Raw genomic sequence first — 19,349 nt, forward strand, 5'->3', positions numbered from 1 at the left:
CGGGCAGGGACCGGCCCGTGACGGATCGCCTCCGCACCCGCTCCTCCCGGCCGCGCCCCGGGTGCGGGACACTGTCCACAGGCCACCTCTACGATCCGTACGGGAGATGTGAGGGGTGACACTCGTCCACAGGGCAGAGAAGGGGAACCAGCCGATTTCCCGACGCGTGGATACGATCAGTAAGCAGTACCAGGACGGCAACGACGGAGGAGGTGCCCCATGGGAGTCCTGAAGCGGTTCGAGCAGCGACTCGAAGGCCTGGTCAACGGCACCTTCGCCAAAGTCTTCAAGTCCGAGGTGCAGCCCGTCGAGATCGCCGGGGCCCTCCAGCGCGAGTGCGACAACAACGCGACGATCTGGAACCGCGAGCGGACCGTCGTCCCCAACGACTTCATCGTCGAGCTGAGCGCGCCGGACTTCGAGCGCCTCAGCCCGTACTCGGGCCAGCTCGGCGACGAGCTCGCCGGCCTGGTCAGGGACTACGCCAAGCAGCAGCGGTACACGTTCATGGGCCCCATCAAGGTCCACCTGGAGAAGGCCGACGACCTCGACACCGGCCTGTACCGGGTCCGCAGCCGCACGCTGGCGTCCAGCTCCTCGCAGTCGGCGCAGCCGGTCGACGGCGCCCACCCGGCGGGCCCGCCGCCCGGTGCCGGAGGACGCCCCGGCGGCTACGGCTACCCGCCCGCCGGTGTCCCGCCGATGCCCGCGGCCCCGCCGCCCGGCGGAGGCGCCCACCGCCCCGGTCCCGCGGCGCACCGCCCGCCGGGGGGCTCCGGCCATGTGCCGGGCGCCGGTCAGGTGCGCCGCTGGATCGAGATCAACGGCACGCGCCACCAGATCTCCCGCCCCACACTCGTGCTCGGTCGCAGCACGGACGCCGACGTGCGGATCGACGACCCCGGCGTATCGCGCCGTCACTGCGAGATCCGGACCGGAACGCCCTCGACGATCCAGGATCTCGGGTCCACCAACGGCATCGTGGTGGACGGGCAGCACACCACCCGCGCTACGCTCCGCGACGGCTCGCGGATCGTCGTGGGCAGCACCACCATCGTTTACCGGCAAGCCGAAGGGTGAAGCGGGGGCAATGTCAGAGCTGACCCTCACGGTCATGCGGTTGGGTTTCCTCGCCGTACTGTGGCTGTTCGTCATCGTGGCCGTCCAGGTCATCCGCAGCGACCTGTTCGGTACGCGGGTCACGCAGCGCGGTTCGCGCCGCGAGGCCGCGCGGCCACAGCAGGGCGGCCGCCAGGGCGCGGCACCGCCCCAGCAGCGGCAGCGCTGCGGCGCCCCGACCAAGCTGGTCGTGTCCGAGGGCACCCTGACCGGCACGACGGTCGCCCTCCAGGGGCAGACCATCACGCTGGGCCGGGCCCACGACTCCACCATCGTGCTGGACGACGACTACGCCTCCAGCCGGCATGCCAGGATCTACCCGGACCGTGACGGCCAGTGGATCGTCGAGGATCTCGGGTCCACGAACGGCACGTATCTCGACCGGACCCGACTCACCACACCGACCCCGATTCCGCTGGGCGCGCCGATCCGCATCGGCAAGACCGTCATCGAGCTGCGGAAGTAGTACGACAATGAGCGAGCGGAGCGAGCGAGCCGCAGCGGTCCCAGGGGACCGGAGGGGGCTCCCGACCGGAGGGTGGGCAGTGTGGCTCGAGACCGGCTTTACCCCGAGCCGACGGGTGAGGTGCGCATGAGTCTGTCACTGCGCTTCGCCGCCGGGTCGCACAAGGGCATGATCCGCGAGGGCAACGAGGACTCCGGTTACGCCGGTCCCCGCCTGCTCGCCATCGCCGACGGCATGGGCGGCCAGGCCGCGGGCGAGGTCGCGTCCTCCGAGGTCATCTCCGCGCTCGTCACGCTCGACGACGACGTCCCCGGCTCCGACATCCTCACCTCGCTCGGCACGGCGGTGCAGCGCGCCAACGACCAGCTGCGGATGATGGTCGAGGAGGACCCCCAGCTCGAAGGCATGGGGACCACCCTGACCGCCCTGCTGTGGACCGGCCAGCGCCTCGGCCTCGTCCACGTCGGCGACTCCCGCGCGTACCTCCTCCGCGACGGCGTCCTCACTCAGATCACGCAGGACCACACCTGGGTGCAGCGGCTCGTGGACGAGGGCCGGATCACCGAGGAGGAGGCCACCACCCACCCGCAGCGCTCCCTCCTGATGCGCGCGCTGGGCAGCGGCGACCACGTCGAGCCGGACCTGTCGATCCGCGAGGTCCGCGCCGGCGACCGGTATCTGATCTGCTCCGACGGCCTGTCCGGCGTCGTCTCCCACCAGACGATGGAGGAGACCCTCGCCGGGTACCAGGACCCGCAGCAGACCGTGCAGGAGCTGATCCAGCTCGCGCTGCGCGGCGGCGGCCCCGACAACATCACCGTGATCGTCGCGGACGTCCTCGACGTGGACGGCGGCGACACCCTCGCCGGGCGGCTCAGCGACACCCCGGTCGTCGTGGGCGCGGTCGCCGAGAACCAGCCGCAGCTCAACGACGGCGGCGCCATGCAGACCCCGGCGGGGCGCGCGTCCGGCCTCGGCCGGTCCGGGCAGCCCCCGGCGGGCGGCTTCGGCCCGCCCGGCAGCGGCGACGACATCGGCTACGGCGGCATGCCGCCCGAGGACGGCGGCTACGGCACGTACGGCGAGGCCGACCTCACCAAGCCGCGTGGCAAGGGCCGCAAGTGGTTCAAGCGGATCTTCTTCACGCTGCTGGTGCTCGCGCTCATCGGCGGCGGCGCCTACGGCGGCTGGCGCTGGACGCAGACGCAGTACTACGTCGGCGCGAACGACGGCCATGTCGCGCTGTACCGCGGCATCAGCCAGGACCTGGCGTGGATCTCGCTGTCGGAGGTCGAGAAGGACCACCCCGACATCGAACTCAAGTACCTCCCGGCCTACCAGCAGAAGCAGGTGGAGGAGACCATCGCCCGCAGCAGCCTCGCCAAGGCCGAAGCCAAGATCAGGGAGCTGGGCGCCCAGGCGACGGCCTGCCGCAAGCAGGAGCAGGCCCGCGCGGCCGCCGCCGCCCAGCCGACGGCGCCGCCCAGCGAGGAGCAGGCCGGCGGCACCACGGGCTCCGCCGGGACCACCAAGCCCAAGCCCACGCCCACCACAGCCGTCCCCTCCCCGGGCCCCACCCTCACGGAGGACGAGAAGAGGCTGGCCTCGAACTGCGGCAAGCAGTAAGCACCCGTAGGGGGGCCTTTTCACCACCATGAGCGTTGTCACCAACACGACCACGATCGGCGCGATCGACGCACCGAGCCGCCGCAACACCGAGCTGATGCTGCTCGGCTTCGCCGTGGCGATCCCCGTCTTCGCGTATCTGAACGTCGGGCTCGCCCTCGACGGCGAGGTCCCGGCCGGCATGCTCGGCTACGGCCTGGGCCTGGGCATCCTCGCCGGTATCGCGCACCTGCTGGTGCGCCGCTTCGCCAAGTACGCGGACCCGCTGCTGCTGCCGCTGGCCACCCTGCTCAACGGCCTGGGCCTGGTGCTGATCTGGCGCCTCGACCAGTCGCCCCGGCTGATCGCCGACTCGATGCGGAAGTACGGCAGCCACAGCGCCGACGCCCCGCAGCAGCTGCTGTACTCGGCGATCGGCGTCGCGATGTTCCTGCTGGTGCTCGTGTTCCTCAAGGACCACCGCGTGCTCCAGCGCTACACGTACATCTCCATGGTGGTGGCGATCGTGCTGCTGCTGCTGCCGCTCGTCCCCGGGCTCGGCACGGACAGCTTCGGCGCCAAGATCTGGATCAGGGTCGGGCCGTTCTCCATCCAGCCCGGTGAGTTCGCCAAGATCGTCCTGGCGGTGTTCTTCGCCGGGTACCTGATGGTGAAGCGGGACGCGCTCGCCCTGGCCAGCCGCCGCTTCATGGGCCTCTACCTGCCCCGTGGCCGCGACCTCGGGCCGATCCTCACCATCTGGGCGATCAGCCTGGCGATCCTGGTCTTCGAGAACGACCTCGGCACGTCGCTGCTGTTCTTCGGCATGTTCGTCGTCCTGCTGTACGTGGCGACCGAGCGGACCAGCTGGATCGTCATGGGCCTGCTGATGGCCGTGGGCGGCGCGGTGGTCGTCGGCTCGTTCGCCACGCACGTCCAGTCCCGTGTGGCCGCCTGGCTCGACCCGTTCGAGTGCCTGAAGACCGCGCCGCCGGACACCAACATGGCCTGGGCCTGCGACCAGATGACCCAGGTCCTCATGTCGTTCGGCTCCGGCGGCACCATCGGCACCGGTCTCGGCCAGGGCAACTCCGACCTGATCACGTTCGCCGTCAACTCCGACTTCATCTTCGCCACCGTCGGCGAGGAGCTGGGGCTGGCCGGCGCGATGGCCTTCATCCTCCTGTACGGCCTGATCGTCGAGCGTGGTCTGCGCACCGCCCTCGCGGCCCGCGACCCGTTCGGCAAGCTGCTCGCGTGCGGCCTGTCCGGCGCCTTCGCGCTCCAGGTCTTCGTCGTCGCCGGCGGTGTGATGGGCCTCATCCCGCTGACCGGTATGACGATGCCGTTCCTCGCGTACGGCGGTTCGTCGGTGATCGCCAACTGGGCGCTGATCGCCATCCTGCTGCGGATCAGCGACACCGCGCGCCGCCCCGCGCCCGCCCCCGCTCCCAGCCCCGACGCCGAGATGACCCAGGTGGTCCGACCGTGAACAAGCCCCTGCGCCATATCGCGATCTTCTGCGGCCTGTTGGTGTTCGCGCTGCTGCTCCGGGACAACTGGCTCCAGTTCGTCCGCGCCGACGAGCTGAACTCGCACGAGCGCAACAGGCGCGTGACGATCGAGCGGTACGCCTCCGTCCGCGGCGACATCATCGTGGACGGCAAGCCGATCACCGGCTCCGTCGACTCGAAGGACCCGCTGTACCGGTACAAGCGGACGTACGTGAACGGCCCCATGTGGGCGCCGGTCACCGGGTTCGCCTCGCAGGCGTACGGCGCCAACCAGCTGGAGAAGCTGAACGACTCGATCCTCACCGGCAACGACGACCGGCTCTTCTTCGACCGCACGCTCTCGATGTTCACCGGCGAGCAGAAGAAGGGCGGCAACGTCGTCACCACCCTCAACGGCGCCGCCCAGAAGGCCGCCTTCGAGGGCCTCGGCGACAAGAAGGGCGCCGTCGCGGCGATCGACCCGCAGACCGGCAGGATCCTCGCGCTGGCCTCCACCCCGTCGTACGACCCGGGCAGCTTCGCCGGTTACTCCGGCAAGGACGAGAAGTCCTGGGTGGCGCTGGAGAAGGACAAGGACAAGCCGAAGCTGAACCGCGCGCTGCGCGAGATCTACCCGCCCGGCTCGACGTTCAAGGTCGTCACGGCCGCCGCCGCGATCGAGAACGGCATCATCAAGGACATCAACGCGCCGACGGACACCCCGGAGCCGTACAAGCTGCCGCTGTCCACGGTGCCGATGAAGAACCACGCGAGCGGCTGCAAGAACGCCTCGCTGAACTACGCGATGGAGGTCTCCTGCAACTCCGTCTTCGCGAAGCTCGGTGACGAGGTCGGCCGCGACAAGATGGTCGAGATGGCGGAGAAGTTCGGCTTCAACAACCCGGAGATCGACACCCCGGTCCGCGCCGCCGCCTCCGTCTACGACAAGAAGATGGACCGGGGTGGCAACGCCCTGTCGTCCATCGGCCAGTTCAACACGGCGACCACCCCGCTCCAGATGGCCATGGTCACCGCCGCCATCGCCAACGACGGCAAGCTGATGAAGCCGTACATGGTGGACCACCTCGTCGCTCCGAACCTCGACGTGATCGAGAAGCACGAGCCGGAGGAGATGAGCCGCCCGATGTCGGCGGAGACCGCGCAGCTCGTCCAGAAGATGATGGAGAACGTCGTCGAGAAGGGCACCGGCGGCAACGCCAAGATCCGGGACGTCACGGTCGGCGGCAAGACGGGTACGGCGCAGCACGGCGAGAAGAACAAGGCTCGCCCGTACGCGTGGTTCATCTCCTACGCCAAGACGGACAGCGGCTCGCCCGTCGCCGTCGCCGTGGTCGTGGAGGACTCCGACGCGACCCGCGACGACATCAGCGGCGGCGGCCTGGCCGCGCCGATCGCGCGCGACGTGATGAAGGCGGTGCTCGACAGCCGGAGGTGAGGCGGTGCCTGTGTACCGGTCCCGTATCAGCTTCCGGTCTCGGCCGGATCGGCTCGTCGTGGCCGGTAGCCTTTGCGCGGACAGCACACCGCCGGACCACACACACGGTTGCGGCCGGGACTGACGGAGAGGGCTGGAACAGTTATGGATGAGCCGCGTCGCCTCGGCGGCCGGTACGAGCTGGGCTCGGTGCTCGGCCGTGGTGGCATGGCCGAGGTCTACCTCGCCCACGACACCCGGCTCGGCCGCACCGTCGCCGTGAAGACGCTGCGGGCCGATCTGGCGCGCGACCCGTCGTTCCAGGCCCGGTTCCGCCGTGAGGCCCAGTCGGCCGCCTCGCTCAACCATCCGGCGATCGTCGCCGTGTACGACACGGGCGAGGACTACGTCGACGGCGTGTCCATCCCGTACATCGTCATGGAGTACGTCGACGGGTCCACCCTGCGTGAGCTGCTGCACTCCGGGCGCAAGCTGCTGCCCGAGCGCACGCTGGAGATGACCGTCGGCATCCTCCAGGCCCTGGAGTACTCGCACCGCGCCGGGATCGTCCACCGCGACATCAAGCCCGCGAACGTCATGCTGACGCGCACCGGCCAGGTCAAGGTGATGGACTTCGGCATCGCCCGCGCCATGGGCGACGCCGGCATGACCATGACGCAGACGGCCGCCGTGATCGGCACCGCCCAGTACCTCTCCCCGGAGCAGGCCAAGGGCGAGACCGTGGACGCGCGCTCCGACCTGTACTCCACCGGCTGCCTGCTGTACGAGCTGCTGACCGTGCGCCCGCCGTTCGTCGGGGACTCCCCGGTCGCGGTCGCCTACCAGCACGTACGGGAGGAGCCGCAGCCGCCGAGCGTCTTCGACCCGGAGATCACGCCCGAGATGGACGCGATCGTCCTGAAGGCGCTGGTCAAGGACCCGGACTACCGCTACCAGTCCGCCGACGAGATGCGCGCCGACATCGAGGCGTGCCTCGACGGCCAGCCGGTCGCCGCGACGGCCGCGATGGGCGCGCCGGGCGGCTACGGCTACCCGCACCCGGACCAGCACGCCTCGGCCATGCACCACCCGGCGGACCCGGGCGCGCAGACGTCGATGCTGCCCCCGATGAACCCGGACGACGGCGCGTACGGCTACGACGACCGGGGCGCCGGCCGCCGCCGCCCGCCGCAGAAGAAGTCGAACCTCTCGACGATCCTGCTGGTCCTCGCGGGCATCTTGGTGCTCGTCGGCGCGATCCTGATCGGCAAGTACATCTTCAGCGACAACAACGGTCCCCGCCAGGTGACCATCCCGAACCTGGTCGGCAAGACACTGACGGACGCCGAGCAGACGGCACAGGCCTCGGGGGTGAAGGTCACCAACGCGGGCCCCGAGCGCTGCGACCAGCCCAAGGGCGCGGTGTGCCGCCAGGACCCGGTCGCCGACGGTGTGAAGCAGATGGACGAGAACGGCACGGTCAGCGTCTGGGTGTCCGAGGGCGCCGAGAAGGTCAAGGTGCCGACCGTCCTGGAGCAGTCCAGGGAACTGGCGACGACCACCCTCGAGAACGAGGCGTTCAAGGTCAAGGTCGTCACCGAGGAGTCGGACAAGCCCGAGGGCACGGTCATCAAGCAGGACCCCGAGGGCGGCACGGAGCAGGAGAAGGGCACCGAGGTCACCATCACCATCGCCGCCAAGAACAAGGTGTCGGTGCCGAGGGTGATCGACAGCAACTTCGACAACGCGAAGGCGCAGCTCGAGACGCTGAAGTTCCGGGTGCTGCGGGAGGACGTGGACTCCGACAAGCCCGCGGGCACGGTCGTGGACCAGAACCCGAAGCCGGACGAGCGGGTCTCCGAGGGCTCGGAGATCACGCTGCGGGTGTCGAAGGGTCCTCAGCAGCAGCAGGTCGAGGTGCCGCAGATCACCACGATGCTGCTGGGCCAGGCGAAGCAGGTGCTCGCGCAGCGGGGCCTCCAGCTGGCCGTCGGCGAGGGCCCGGACAACGACGCGGCGATCGTCGTCGACCAGGACCCGAAGCCGGGCAAGAAGGTCGACCCGAACACCACCGTCACCGTGAAGACCCAGGGCTTCGGCGGGAACGGGAACGGGAACGGCGGCAACCCGGGCGGCGGCGACGGTGACAACGGCGACAACGACTCCGGCTGGTTCGGCGGCGTGAACGGCGTCGTCTTCCGCCCGGAGCGGTAAGCGGCGGGCGCGGGCCGGGGCGCGTACCCCCCACCGCATGGCGAAGGCCCGGCACCCCCAGGGTGCCGGGCCTTCGGCGTGCTCGGCGCGGTTCAGCGTGCTCGGCGTGATTCCGCGGGTCCAGGTGCACAGCTCACCGTGGTTCCGCAGGCTCCGCGTGCGGCTCCGTGCGCTCAGCGCAGCTCGGCGGGCTTGGTGCGCTCGTGGTCCACCTTCTCGGTGCGGACCAGCTCTCCCCAGACGATGTACCGGAAGTCGGAGGTGAGGATCGGCGTGCACGTCGTGAGCGTGATGTACCGGCCCGGCTTGGTCTTGCCGGACTCCTTCGGGACGGGCTGGAGCACGTCCACGTTGAACCGGGAGGTCTTCGGGAGCGTGTTGAAGACCTTGTAGACGTACCAGGTGTCCTTCGTCTCGAAGACGATCGGGTCGCCGGTCTTCAGCTTGTGGATGTTGTGGAACTTCGCGCCGTGCCCGTCGCGGTGCGCGGCCAGCGAGAAGTTGCCCGTCTTGTCCTTGGGCAGGGCCGACTTGATGGGCTCCGTGTAGTAACCGGCGACACCGTGGTTGAGGACCTCCGGGCTGGTGCCCTCCTTGACCAGGACCTCGTCGCCGCCCATCGCCGGGACATGGAGGAAGCCGACGCCGCCCTTCGTGTCGAGGGCTCCCGGGCTCGTGTCCGTCCAGCTGTCGCGCACGGCGTCGCCCTGCTTGTCCGCCTCGCGGTCGGCCAGGACGTTCGTCCACCACAGCGAGTAGACGACGAACAGGCCCATCAGCACGCCTGCGGTGATCAGCAGTTCGCCGAAGACACTGATGACGCCGGCGATCCGGCTCCGCGCACGTGCCACAACATCTGTCCCGTCTTGAGGTGTCAGCCCGCGAGCGCGTCCGGTACGCCCTTGCTGCGCGGCCGTTCTTCGACCATCTTGCCCCACACGATCATGCGGTAGGTACTGGTGAATTCGGGGGTGCAGGTGGTGAGGGTGATGTACCGGCCGGGCTCGGTGAATCCGGAGCCGTCGGGGATGGGCTTGAGCACCGAGACGTTCGACGGCGGGGTCTGCGGCAGGATACTGGCCATCTCGTACGTGTAGTACGCCTCGCGGGTCTCCACGACGATGGGGTCGCCGGGCTTCAGCTGGTTGATGTACCGGAACGGCTCGCCGTGGGTGTTGCGGTGTCCGGCGACCGCGAAGTTGCCCTGCTTGTCGGACGGCATGGCGGTCTTGAGGGCGCCCTCCGCGTAGTGGCCGGCCATGCCCTTGTCGAGGACCTTCTCCTTGTCTATGCCCTCGGCGACGGGCACGACGACGTCGAGCTTGGGGATGTGGAGTATCGCGAAGCCCTCACCGGCCTCGAAGACGCCGGGCTCGCGGTCGGCGTCGTCCTTCGCCCAGTCCTGCGCGATCCGGTCCTTCGCCTTGTCCACCTCCAGGCCGGCCTGCACGTTCGTCCACCACAGCTGGTAGGCGACGAAGAGGAGCATGACCATGCCGAAGGTGATGAAGATCTCGCCCATGACCCGGCTGGCGATCACACCGAAGCTGTCCTTCGCGGCGCGGGCCGCGCGGCGCGCCTCGACGCGGGACAGGGGCGCGCCGGCCGGGGAGGCCGTCGGGGGCGCGGTGGGGGGCGGTGCGCCGGGGCCGCGGCGGCGGCCGCCACGGCCCTTGGCCGCGCGTCGCCGTTCGGCCCGGCCCCCGGTCGGCGGCTCGTCGGCGGCACGCGGCGGCACGGCGTCGGCGGCCGGGTCCGTGACCGGGGCCGCGTCCGTGGCGGGTGTCGCGGAGGTGCGGGGTGCCCGGGTGCGGGCCGGGGCGCCGGGCGGGCCGCTGGCGGGGCCCGCTGCCGGGTCGATGACCGGGAGCACCGCCGTCGAGCCGATGCCGTGCGCCTCAGCGGGGGGGTCGGCGACGGTGCGGGGCTGCTCGTAGGGGCCCGGCTGGTCGTATCCGCCCGGCTGTGCGTACGGGGCAGGGCCCGCCGGGTAGACCGGCGCGGCCTCCTCGTAGGGCTGCGCGGCGGGCCCGCCCTCGTAGGACTGCGGGGCCGCCGTGCTCCCGTAGGGCGCGGACGGGGTCGCGTACGGCTGCGGGGCCGCGTAGGGGTCCTGGGGGGCGCTCTGGGTGCCGTACGCCTCGGGGGCGCCGTACGCCTCGTACGGGGCCGCGTACGGCGTGTTTGGACCGGGTGCGGCCGACGGCTCGCCGGGCGCCTGGTACGGCTCCTCCGGCCGCGGCGGCTGGTGCCCGGCGCGGAACCAGGGCGACCCCTCCGGACCGCTCCCCTCCGCGTCGTGCCCCGGGCGCACGTCGGTCACGCGACGGCCTTGCCCACCACCGGCGCGAGGCCCACGGAGCGGCCGACCGCACCGGTGTCACCGCACCGCTCCAGCCAGTTGGCGAGCATCAGGTGACCGTGCTCGGTCAGCACCGACTCGGGGTGGAACTGCACGCCCTCCACCGCCTGCTCACGGTGGCGCAGGCCCATGATGATGCCGTCCTCGGTGCGCGCGGTGACCTCCAGGACGTCCGGCAGGTCGGCGGGCTCGGCGGCCAGCGAGTGGTACCGGGTCGCGGTGAACGGCGACGGGACCCCGGCGAACACGCCGCGGCCCTCGTGGACGACGAGGGAGGTCTTGCCGTGCAGCAGCTCGGGCGCGCGGTCCACGACCCCGCCGTACGCCACGGCCATCGACTGCATGCCGAGGCAGACGCCGAAGACGGGGACGCCCGTGGCGGCGCAGTGGCGGACCATGTCCACGCAGACGCCGGCCTCCTCGGGCGTGCCGGGGCCGGGCGAGAGCAGGACGCCGTCGAAGCCGTCCTGCGCGTGGGCCAGCTCCACCTCGTCGTTGCGCACGACCTCGCACTCGGCGCCGAGCTGGTAGAGGTACTGGACGAGGTTGAAGACGAAGCTGTCGTAGTTGTCGACGACGAGGATGCGCGCGCTCACTGTCCGTCCACCGTCACGTCGTTGAACGGAAGCAGCGGCTCCGCCCAGGGGAACACGTACTGGAAGAGCAGGTAGACGACCCCGAGGGCCAGCACGAGGGAGATCAGCCCCCGCACCCACGCGTTGCCCGGGAGATGCCGCCAGATCCAGCCGTACATGACGTCTGCGTCCCTTCCATTCGATACCGCACCAGAGTACGGGGCGATCCCCTCCCGGTGGGCGCCCTGTGGAAAACGTGGACGCTCAGTGCCCGGTGGGCGGTTGCGCACGGCGTGTGGACGCTCAGTCCTGTGCGGCCGGTCGCGCGTAGCGCAGGTCCACGGTGCCCGTGTAGCCGGGCAGGGTCATGGCGCCCTTCTCCTCGACCTTCCAGCCCAGGCCGTACGCCTTCACGTAGAGCTGGTAGTTCTGGACGGCGGGGGAGGACGCCAGGGCCTTGCGGAGCTTGCCGGTGTCGCCGACGGCCGTGACCTTGTAGGGCGGGGAGTAGACGCGGCCCTGGAGGATCAGGGTGTTGCCGACGCAGCGCACGGCGCTGGTGGAGATCAGCCGCTGGTCCATGACCTGGATGCCCTCGGCGCCGCCCTGCCAGAGGGCGTTGACGACGGCCTGGAGGTCCTGCTGGTGGATGACCAGGTCGTTGGCCTGCGGCTCGGGGTAGCCGGGGGCGGCCCGGGCGTCCGGCGGGGCGTCGTTGAGGGTGACCGTGAGGCCGTCGCCGGAGACCTCCGTGGTGCCGGCGGCCTTCTCCAGGGCGCCGAGCCGGGCGTCCTCGGCCTCGCTGGAGCCGTCGTCGCGGCGGGCGAGGGTGTCCACCTCGTCCCGTACGGCCGCCGTGGACTCCTCCAGCTCGGCGTTCTTGTCGCTGCGCTCGCGGACGAGGTCGGAGAGCCTCAGCAGGGAGTCGTCCGTGCGGATGTTGGTGCCCTTGGCGGTGTTGAAGCTCGTGACGAAGATCAGGCCCGCGAGCGCGAAGACGGCAGCGGTCAGCAGCCGCACCGGCCGCCACGTACCGCGCCGGGCCGGCTCCGTGGGAGAGTCGGCGGAATTGCTCAACGTACCCTTATCTCCTTAGGCGTCGAGGAAGCACTACGCTAACGGACGCCTGGGCGAGGAGACGGGCCACCTCGTTCTCAGCCCGTACCAGCAAAAGTCACCGTTTCCGCGCGGTCACGCAGCGCATCGACAGGAGAGTTCCTCGTGCCGAAGTCACGTATCCGCAAGAAGGCCGACTTCACGCCGCCCCCCGCCGCGAAGCAGGCGACCGCCATCAAGCTGACCAACCGCAGCTGGGTCGCTCCGGTCATGCTGGCGCTGTTCGCGATCGGGCTGGCCTGGATCGTGGTCTTCTTCGTCACCGACGGCACGCTCCCCATGGAGTCCCTGAGGAACTGGAACGTCGCCGTCGGGTTCGGCTTCATCGCCGCCGGCTTCGCCGTCTCCACGCAGTGGAAGTAGCCGCTGAAGTAGCGGACAACCCTTCGTCACGTCAAGCACTCGCAAGGGTTATCCACAAGGTTGTGCACAGCCGTGGAAAAGTTCAGACGATCTGTGGATAACTCGCATCCTGTTGACGCCGATGTGACTGCGTCAACCCCCTGAAGCGGACCGCCCGAGCCCCTCGTCGCACTGGAAACACCCAGGTCAGCGAAGAGGGGCACAGGTGTTCCCGACACTGGGCGGCAGGGCCGTCACAGGCTGTGGACAACTCTGGGGAAAGCTGCCGCTCAGCTGAGCGCGGCCGTTCTCATCACGGTCATCCCGACCGTCGCGATCAGCACCAGCGCGCAGGCGCCCCACTGGAACAGCGGCCGCATCGCACGCGGGCCGCCCACCATGCCGTACGCGACGATCGCGCCCGCGACCAGGCCCCCGAGGTGGGCCTCCCAGGCGATCACGTCCCGGAAGACCACCGTGATCAGTACGTTCAGCGCGATCAGGCCCAGCACGGGACGCAGGTCGTACCGGAGGCGGCGGTACAGCACGAGCGTCGCGCCCATCAGGCCGAACACCGCGCCGGACGCGCCCAGCGACCCCTGGTTCGGCGCGGCGATCACATAGGTGAGCGCGCTGCCCGCGAGCCCGGAGAGCACATACAGCGCCAGGTACCGCACCCGGCCGAGCGCCGCCTCCAGCGGTCCGCCCAGCACCCACAGCCCGAACATGTTGAAGGCGATGTGCCACACCTCACGGTGCAGGAACGCCGCCGTCAGCAGCCGGTACCACTCCCCGTCCGCGACCCCGACCACACGGGCCAGCTCCGGGTCGAAGGCCAGCCCGATCAGCACCAGCTCGTCGACGAGGCCCGTGGAGAACATCCCGGCGAGGAACACCAGCAGATTGAGGCCGATCAGCACCTTGGTGACCAGCTGCTGGTCCCCGGAGGCGATGGCGCCGCCCGCGATGTTCCGGGGCCGCTCCACGCCCGGGGCGTGCCCCGTGCCCGACCCTCCGCGCACGCACTCCGGGCACTGGAAGCCGACCGACGCCGCCACCATGCAGTCCGGGCAGATCGGCCGCTCGCAGCGCGTGCAGCGAACGCCGGTCTCCACCCCGGGGTGGCGGTAGCAGCTCGACAGCCCGTTCGGCGCCTGGCTCTGCTCCATGGGCTTCCCCTTGTCGTCGTGGGCGTACCAACGCCCCGCCCATCCTTACGGACGGACGGGGCGGAAAGGTTCCCCGAAAGCGCCTGAGGCCACCCGGAGACACCCCGGAGATCACCCGGAGACCGCCCCGGGGACCATCCCTGGACCGCTCAGCGGTCGCTCAGCGCTTCTCGACCACGACGGACTCGATGACCACGTCGTTGACCGGGCGGTCCGTGCGCGGGTTCGTCCGCGTACCGGCGATCGCGTCCACGACCTTCTTGCCGGACTCGCTGGTGACCTCACCGAAGATCGTGTGCTTGCCGGTCAGCCAGGCGGTCGGCGCGACGGTGATGAAGAACTGCGAGCCGTTGGTGCCCGGGCCCGCGTTGGCCATGGCCAGCAGGTACGGCTTGTTGAACGCCAGGTCGGGGTGGAACTCGTCCTTGAACTCGTATCCCGGGCCGCCCGTGCCGTTGCCCAGCGGGTCGCCGCCCTGGATCATGAAGCCGCTGATCACGCGGTGGAAGACCGTGCCGTTGTACAGCGGGGCGGTGGTCTTCTGGCCGGTCGCCGGGTTCGTCCACTCGCGCTCGCCCTTGGCGAGCTCGACGAAGTTCCGGACCGTGGTCGGCGCGTGGTCCGGGAAGAGCCGGACCTCGATGTCGCCGTGGTTGGTCTTCAGGGTGGCGTACAGCTGCTCGGCCACGATGTGCCTTCCTTAGGTCTTCTCTTACACAGCCGATCCTCGCACGGAAGCCATCACCCGGGGCAAAAGGCGGGAGCGTCGCACGGGAATGCCCCGGATGCCCGCACCGCATGCCGAGCGGGAGTCACCGGGGCATGATTTCCAAAACGGCGGAAAGGTGAGGTATCGAACCGCCACCGAGGAGGAGGATCTCGTGACCCGCATGGACAGCGTGCGCGCCGCCACCGATTCGGCGAAGGAGAGCGTGCTGCACGCCGCGGACGTGGTGGCGCCCTACGCCGGCGCGGCCAGGGAGCAGGCCGCGCAGTACGCGCGCGAGGCGCGCGTCAAGATGGCGCCGAAGGTCTTCAAAGCCGCACAGCAGGCACGCGTCGGGTACGGCGTGTACGTCGCGCCGCACGTACCGCCGAAGCTCGACACGGCCGCGCACCGCGCCGTGTACCAGACCCGCAGGGCCGCGCGTCAGGCGGCGTACTACACGACGCCCCGGCTGGAGCAGGCGATGGCCGCGGCCGGTCCCGCACGGGAGGAGGCCGTGTCCCGCTCGACGGCCGCTCTCGCCGCGCTGCGCGGCCAGGTGACGGCGAAGGAGATCAGGAAGCTGGTCCGCCGGCACGAGCGCCGCGCCCGCACCCGGCGGGCGATGAAGGGACTCGCCGTCGTGGGCATGGTCTTCGGCGGTGCCGTGGCGGTGTGGAAGTGGTGGGACAAGCAGGCGAACCCGGACTGGCTGGTCGAACCGCCCACGGAGGTCTCCGAGGGCGCCACGCTCACCTCGGTCGACGGCAGCGGACCGATGTCGGCGAGGTCGGAGGCCGGGACGGAGACGATCGAGACGGAGAAGCCGGACAACGGCGACGGGCTCCGCTGACACCCCGTCCGAGGCGAACCGGGCGACTGTTGGAGGCACCCGGACAACGGTGGCCGAGGCGGCCGGACGACGGTGGCCGAGGCGAACCGGGCGATGGTCGGAGGCGGCCGGACGACAGTGGCCGAGGCGCCGGACGACGGTGGCCGAGGCGGCCGGTGGGGCCGGGGAGCGACCGGGACGACGGTCCGGAGGCAGCAACCAGGACGACGGTGCGGAGCGAGGCGACTGGACGACGGGTGGTCGGCGAGCGGCGGGTACGACAGGTCGGTCGGCGAGCGGCCGGTACGACGGACCCGGAGAGGGGCCGGGACCACGATCCGGTGAACACGACCGGGGTACGGGCCTGAGCGGCCGGGAGGACGACGGGTCGGCGAGCGACGTACGTGCGCCGGCCCGTCGCTAGCGCGCGGAGGCCGCGCCCACGGGAACGCCCCCGTCGGCGTCCTCGTCGTCGGTCGCGTGCTCGGCCGGGCGGTGGTCCGCGGCCAGGACACCGGCGGTCGTCAGGCGCCGTACGGCGGGGGAGGCACCGTGGGCCTCGGCGTGGATACGCTGCTTGATCGTCGGGGGGAGTGCCCGCTCACGCGGCACCCGCCGACCCCATCCGGACCCGCGGCCCCCACCGGCTGCCACGGGCGACGCGACGCTCCGCTGCCCCGGCAACGCGAGGGCGCCGACACGAGCCGTCCGCGCCGCGTACGCCGTACCGGCGACACCCCCGCCCGCACCGGCACCGGCACCGGCACCGGCACCGGCACCGGCACCGGCACGTACAGCGTCACGCCGGTCCGCCGCGGACGCCGCCGACCCCGCGGGCACTGCGGGTACTTCGAGCGTTGCGGGCGCTGCGGGCGCCGTCGGCCTGAGAGCGGCGAGCACTCCGCAGAAGAAGGAGACGATCGCGGTCCAGAACTGCTTGACCTTGTCGGCGGCCATGGCCCCTCGCTTTCCCATCGCGTTGCGGTTGGGCGATCTACATACCTTTCTCATGATGTGTACGCATCTCGGGAACCAGGGGAGCGACGCCGTCCGCGCGCAGATCTTCCGATGAACACCACCCGTACGGCCCATCTCCACTGGCGCCGACACCGGACAGGCCCCTCGCCACCACCACGCCGCTCCGGCCGCCAGGCCCGCCCCTGTGACCCGCGAAGACCCCTCCCACCGCGCATCGTCGCAGGTGGGAGGGGTCTTCGGGCAGTGAGGCAGGTGCGCGGGCGCCGAAGGCAGCTCTCTCTCTCCCCCCCCAGCGCCCATGAAGTGATCCGGCTCACGTGGTGTCACACGGCCCGAGTGGGCGGTGTCTTCATGCCGAACCCCCTGGAGCGGAGGAGACACCATGACTGAGCACACCGAGGTCGTCGTCATCGGCGGTGGATACGCCGGTGTCATGGCGGCCAACCGCCTGACGCGGCGCACCGACGTCACCGTGACGCTGGTCAACCCGCGTCCGTCCTTCGTCGCACGGCTCCGCCTGCACCAACTGGTGGGCGGCAGCCACGACGCGGTCGTGGAGTACGCGGAGGTCCTGGCCAAGGGCGTTCGCCTGCGGATCGACACGGTGGCGCGGATCGACGCGGCCGGGCGGCGCGTGGCGCTGGCGAGCGGGGAGGCCCTCCCGTACGACTACCTGGTCTACGCGGCGGGCAGCGGCAGTGCCGAACCGCTCGTGCCCGGCGCGGCCGAGTTCGCGTACCCGGTGGCCACCCTGGAGGCGGCGCGGCGGCTGCGGTCGGTGATCGACGCCGCGCCGACGACAGCGGCGGTGACGGTGGCCGGGGCCGGTCCGACGGGCATCGAGACCGCCGCCGAGCTGGCGGAGAAGGGCCTCCGGGTGACCCTGGTCTGCGGCGGTGTACTCGGCCCGTACCTGCACCCCCGGGCGCGGCGCACGGCCACCAGGCGGCTCAGCGAGCTCGGGGTGACCGTCATCGACGGCTCGGGTTCGAAGGTCACGGGGGTGACCCGCCGCGCCGTGTGCCTCGCCGACGGACGTGAACTGCCCAGTGAGGTGACCGTGTGGACCGTCGGGTTCGGCGTGCCGGACCTCGCCGCGCGCAGTGGGCTGAGCGTGGACGCGGTGGGCCGCCTGCTCACGGACGAGACGCTGACCAGCGTGGACGACGAGCGCATCGTCGCCGCCGGGGACAGCGCGGCACCGTCGGACCTGCCGTTCCGGATGAGCGCCTACACCGCGGGCTGCCTGGGCGCGCACGCCGCCGACACGGTGCTCCACCGCATCGCGGGAGAGCCGCCCACGCCCGTCGATCTGTCGTTCAACGCCATGTGCATCAGCCTGGGGCGCGGCGCCGCCGTCTTCCAGCTCGCGCACAAGGACGACACCGCGATGAGGCTGTACGTCAGCGGCCGTCCGGGCGCGAAGCTCAAGGAGTTCGCCTGCCAGGCCAGCGTCAAGCACCTGGTGAGCGAGGCGCGTAAGCCCGGCTCGCACAGCTGGCCCAAGGGCGGGCCCGTACGCCGCAGGCTGCTTGAGGCCAGGCACGGCCAGGAGCCGGTCACCGCCGAAGACGCGGCCTGACCCGTCCTGCCCGCCCCGACCTGTCCCGACCTGTCCCGTCCCGTCCCCGTCCCGTCCCGCGCATCCCGTCTCCGGGAGCCCGCCGACGCGTACGACGTCGGTCGGCGCCCAGTCCCCCCTCACCCACGATCCGAGGAGTAGGCATGGCCACCCAGGCCCCGCCGGAGTCCGGTACGCCGTCGTCCACCTGGCCGGCGGTGGCCAGAGCGGTCCTTGTGCTCACCGCGGCCGTCAGCGTGCTGCTCGTCGCCTTCGCCTGGCCGTCGGTGCGGTCGTCCGTGCACGACGTGCCGATCGCCGTCGCCGGGCCGCCCGCCGCGGCCGACCGGGTCAGCGCAGCCCTGGAGCGCGGCAGGCCGGGCGCCTTCGAGATCACCGAGGTCGCCGACACCGCGGCCGCCGAACGGCTGATCCGCGACCGGGAGGTGTACGGGGCGATCGACGTCAGCTCCGGAAAGCCGCAGGTCATCACCGCGTCGGCCGGTGCCGCACCGGTGGCGCAGGCCCTCCAGGGCGTCGCGGCCGCCCTGGGCCAGGCGCAAGGGCAGGGCGCCGGCCCCGGTTCCGCCCCCGGCACCGGCACCTCGGTCCCCGTCCGGGACCTGGTCGCGCTGCCCGCCGACGACCCGCGCGGCGCCGGCCTGGCCGCCGGGGCCCTGCCCCTGGTCATGGGCGGCCTGCTCGCCGCCGTACTGCTGACCCGGCTCGTGAGCGGCACGGCCCGCCGGGTCGTGGGGGCGCTGGCCTTCGCCGTCACCGGCGGTCTGGCCGTGACCGCGATCCTTCAGTTCTGGTTCGGCTCGCTGAGCGGCTCCTACGCCGTCAACTCCGGCGCCGTCGCCCTCGCCGTCGCGGCCACCTCCCTGGCCCTCATCGGCCTCGTGTCGCTGCTCGGGTACGCGGGCTTCGGCGTCGGCGCGGCCGCCATGATGCTCATCGGCAACCCCCTGTCCGGCACCGGGACCGCACCCGAGATGCTGCCCGGCTGGTCCGGTGCGCTGGGCCAGTTGATGCCGCCGGGAGCGGGTTCCTGGCTGCTGCGCTCCACCGCCTTCTTCGACGGCCAGGGCGCCGCCCGGTCCGTCGTCGTCCTGCTGGCCTGGCTCGCCCTGGGCGCGCTGCTCTGCCTGGCCGCGACCGTGCGCGCCCGCCGGACCCCACCCACCGGCCCGTCACCGGTCCCCGCCTGACCCTGCCCCACACCCGGTCACCCGCAGCCGCCGGACGCCTTCGGCAGCGCACCCGTCACCCGCCGTGTCCTCGCACAGTCCACGGCCCGACGAGGGCGCCAACCCCGGCCCCGTACATGACAAAGACCCCTCCTACCGCGTATCGACGCAGGCGGGAGGGGTCTT

At 71.3% G+C, this 19,349-nt stretch carries 18 protein-coding genes; 10 read left to right on the plus strand and 8 right to left on the minus strand.

The features are described 5' to 3' along the window. The first annotated feature begins 219 nt into the window (after window positions 1–219). From J116_RS13815 to pknB, 6 genes are all read left to right on the plus strand, one after another. On the plus strand, window positions 220–1,080 hold the full coding sequence (locus tag J116_RS13815; RefSeq protein ID WP_023587658.1) for an FhaA domain-containing protein: 861 nt from the start codon (window positions 220–222) through the stop codon (window positions 1,078–1,080). Between the two features lie 10 nt (window positions 1,081–1,090). Continuing rightward, entirely contained in the window at window positions 1,091–1,585 is a 495-nt protein-coding gene (locus tag J116_RS13820) for an FHA domain-containing protein FhaB/FipA (protein ID WP_023587659.1), read from the plus strand. Between the two features lie 126 nt (window positions 1,586–1,711). Further along, the gene (locus tag J116_RS13825; protein WP_028964033.1) at window positions 1,712–3,211 is read left to right on the plus strand and encodes a Stp1/IreP family PP2C-type Ser/Thr phosphatase; all 1,500 of its coding nucleotides are present in this window, start codon (window positions 1,712–1,714) and stop codon (window positions 3,209–3,211) included. Between the two features lie 28 nt (window positions 3,212–3,239). Next, window positions 3,240–4,682 (plus strand): FtsW/RodA/SpoVE family cell cycle protein, encoded by a 1,443-nt coding sequence (locus J116_RS13830; RefSeq protein ID WP_023587661.1) that lies wholly within the window; start codon window positions 3,240–3,242, stop codon window positions 4,680–4,682. After that, complete coding sequence (locus J116_RS13835) at window positions 4,679–6,139, plus strand: peptidoglycan D,D-transpeptidase FtsI family protein (protein WP_023587662.1); 1,461 nt, start codon at window positions 4,679–4,681, stop codon at window positions 6,137–6,139. The genes J116_RS13830 and J116_RS13835 overlap by 4 nt, the downstream gene beginning before the upstream one ends. Before the next feature lie 144 nt (window positions 6,140–6,283). Then, window positions 6,284–8,332 carry a Stk1 family PASTA domain-containing Ser/Thr kinase gene (gene pknB, locus J116_RS13840; RefSeq protein ID WP_023587663.1) on the plus strand — a complete coding sequence of 683 codons (2,049 nt, stop codon included), beginning with the start codon at window positions 6,284–6,286 and terminating at the stop codon, window positions 8,330–8,332. A 173-nt stretch (window positions 8,333–8,505) separates the two neighbouring features. On the opposite strand, the gene J116_RS13845 is transcribed toward pknB, so the two are convergent. From J116_RS13845 to J116_RS13860, 5 genes are all read right to left on the minus strand, one after another. After that, window positions 8,506–9,183, minus strand: a complete 678-nt coding sequence (locus J116_RS13845) for a class E sortase (protein WP_023587664.1) — start codon at window positions 9,181–9,183, stop codon at window positions 8,506–8,508. A gap of 23 nt (window positions 9,184–9,206) precedes the next feature. Beyond that, entirely contained in the window at window positions 9,207–10,655 is a 1,449-nt protein-coding gene (locus J116_RS13850; RefSeq protein ID WP_023587665.1) for a class E sortase, read from the minus strand. Then, window positions 10,652–11,290: an aminodeoxychorismate/anthranilate synthase component II gene (locus J116_RS13855; protein ID WP_023587666.1), complete on the minus strand. Its 639-nt coding sequence runs from the start codon at window positions 11,288–11,290 to the stop codon at window positions 10,652–10,654. Before J116_RS13855 ends, J116_RS13850 begins: the two co-directional genes overlap by 4 nt. After that, window positions 11,287–11,448: a hypothetical protein gene (locus tag J116_RS30135; RefSeq protein WP_023587667.1), complete on the minus strand. Its 162-nt coding sequence runs from the start codon at window positions 11,446–11,448 to the stop codon at window positions 11,287–11,289. The genes J116_RS13855 and J116_RS30135 overlap by 4 nt, the downstream gene beginning before the upstream one ends. Window positions 11,449–11,572: 124 nt before the next feature. Then, a complete protein-coding gene (locus tag J116_RS13860) occupies window positions 11,573–12,346 on the minus strand; it encodes a DUF881 domain-containing protein (protein WP_028964034.1) in 774 nt (257 codons plus the stop codon). Window positions 12,347–12,490: 144 nt separating this feature from the next. Here J116_RS13860 and crgA point away from each other — a divergent pair, with 144 nt between their 5' ends. Beyond that, the gene (gene crgA, locus J116_RS13865; protein WP_023587669.1) at window positions 12,491–12,748 is read left to right on the plus strand and encodes a cell division protein CrgA; all 258 of its coding nucleotides are present in this window, start codon (window positions 12,491–12,493) and stop codon (window positions 12,746–12,748) included. 269 nt (window positions 12,749–13,017) lie between these two features. Here the strand turns inward: crgA and J116_RS13870 are convergent, their stop codons facing one another. Both J116_RS13870 and J116_RS13875 read right to left on the minus strand, forming a co-directional pair. Then, on the minus strand, window positions 13,018–13,896 hold the full coding sequence (locus J116_RS13870) for a rhomboid family intramembrane serine protease (RefSeq protein WP_023587670.1): 879 nt from the start codon (window positions 13,894–13,896) through the stop codon (window positions 13,018–13,020). A gap of 160 nt (window positions 13,897–14,056) precedes the next feature. Further along, window positions 14,057–14,584, minus strand: coding sequence for a peptidylprolyl isomerase (locus tag J116_RS13875; protein WP_023587671.1), 528 nt, complete (start codon window positions 14,582–14,584; stop codon window positions 14,057–14,059). 193 nt (window positions 14,585–14,777) lie between these two features. Here J116_RS13875 and J116_RS13880 point away from each other — a divergent pair, with 193 nt between their 5' ends. Further along, on the plus strand, window positions 14,778–15,455 hold the full coding sequence (locus J116_RS13880) for a DUF5324 family protein (RefSeq protein WP_023587672.1): 678 nt from the start codon (window positions 14,778–14,780) through the stop codon (window positions 15,453–15,455). A gap of 399 nt (window positions 15,456–15,854) precedes the next feature. On the opposite strand, the gene J116_RS13885 is transcribed toward J116_RS13880, so the two are convergent. Continuing rightward, complete coding sequence (locus J116_RS13885; protein WP_051203493.1) at window positions 15,855–16,391, minus strand: DUF6344 domain-containing protein; 537 nt, start codon at window positions 16,389–16,391, stop codon at window positions 15,855–15,857. Between the two features lie 403 nt (window positions 16,392–16,794). Between J116_RS13885 and J116_RS13890 the strand changes: the two genes are divergently transcribed. Continuing rightward, window positions 16,795–17,994: an NAD(P)/FAD-dependent oxidoreductase gene (locus tag J116_RS13890; protein ID WP_023587675.1), complete on the plus strand. Its 1,200-nt coding sequence runs from the start codon at window positions 16,795–16,797 to the stop codon at window positions 17,992–17,994. A 143-nt stretch (window positions 17,995–18,137) separates the two neighbouring features. Next, window positions 18,138–19,184, plus strand: coding sequence for a hypothetical protein (locus tag J116_RS13895; RefSeq protein ID WP_023587676.1), 1,047 nt, complete (start codon window positions 18,138–18,140; stop codon window positions 19,182–19,184). Window positions 19,185–19,349: the final 165 nt, after the last annotated feature.

The organism is Streptomyces thermolilacinus SPC6 (assembly GCF_000478605.2).
Classification (GTDB): Bacteria; Actinomycetota; Actinomycetes; order Streptomycetales; family Streptomycetaceae; genus Streptomyces; species Streptomyces thermolilacinus.

Bases quoted from the DNA above. Each gene is read 5' to 3' on its own strand.
- J116_RS30135 (WP_023587667.1), bottom strand. From the start codon at position 11,448: ATGTACGGCTGGATCTGGCGGCATCTCCCGGGCAACGCGTGGGTGCGG.
- J116_RS13895 (WP_023587676.1), top strand. From the start codon at position 18,138: ATGGCCACCCAGGCCCCGCCGGAGTCCGGTACGCCGTCGTCCACCTGG.
- J116_RS13830 (WP_023587661.1), top strand. From the start codon at position 3,240: ATGAGCGTTGTCACCAACACGACCACGATCGGCGCGATCGACGCACCG.
- J116_RS13885 (WP_051203493.1), bottom strand. From the start codon at position 16,391: ATGGCCGCCGACAAGGTCAAGCAGTTCTGGACCGCGATCGTCTCCTTC.
- J116_RS13870 (WP_023587670.1), bottom strand. From the start codon at position 13,896: ATGGAGCAGAGCCAGGCGCCGAACGGGCTGTCGAGCTGCTACCGCCAC.
- J116_RS13890 (WP_023587675.1), top strand. From the start codon at position 16,795: ATGACTGAGCACACCGAGGTCGTCGTCATCGGCGGTGGATACGCCGGT.
- J116_RS13825 (WP_028964033.1), top strand. From the start codon at position 1,712: ATGAGTCTGTCACTGCGCTTCGCCGCCGGGTCGCACAAGGGCATGATC.
- J116_RS13815 (WP_023587658.1), top strand. From the start codon at position 220: ATGGGAGTCCTGAAGCGGTTCGAGCAGCGACTCGAAGGCCTGGTCAAC.
- pknB (WP_023587663.1), top strand. From the start codon at position 6,284: ATGGATGAGCCGCGTCGCCTCGGCGGCCGGTACGAGCTGGGCTCGGTG.
- J116_RS13820 (WP_023587659.1), top strand. From the start codon at position 1,091: ATGTCAGAGCTGACCCTCACGGTCATGCGGTTGGGTTTCCTCGCCGTA.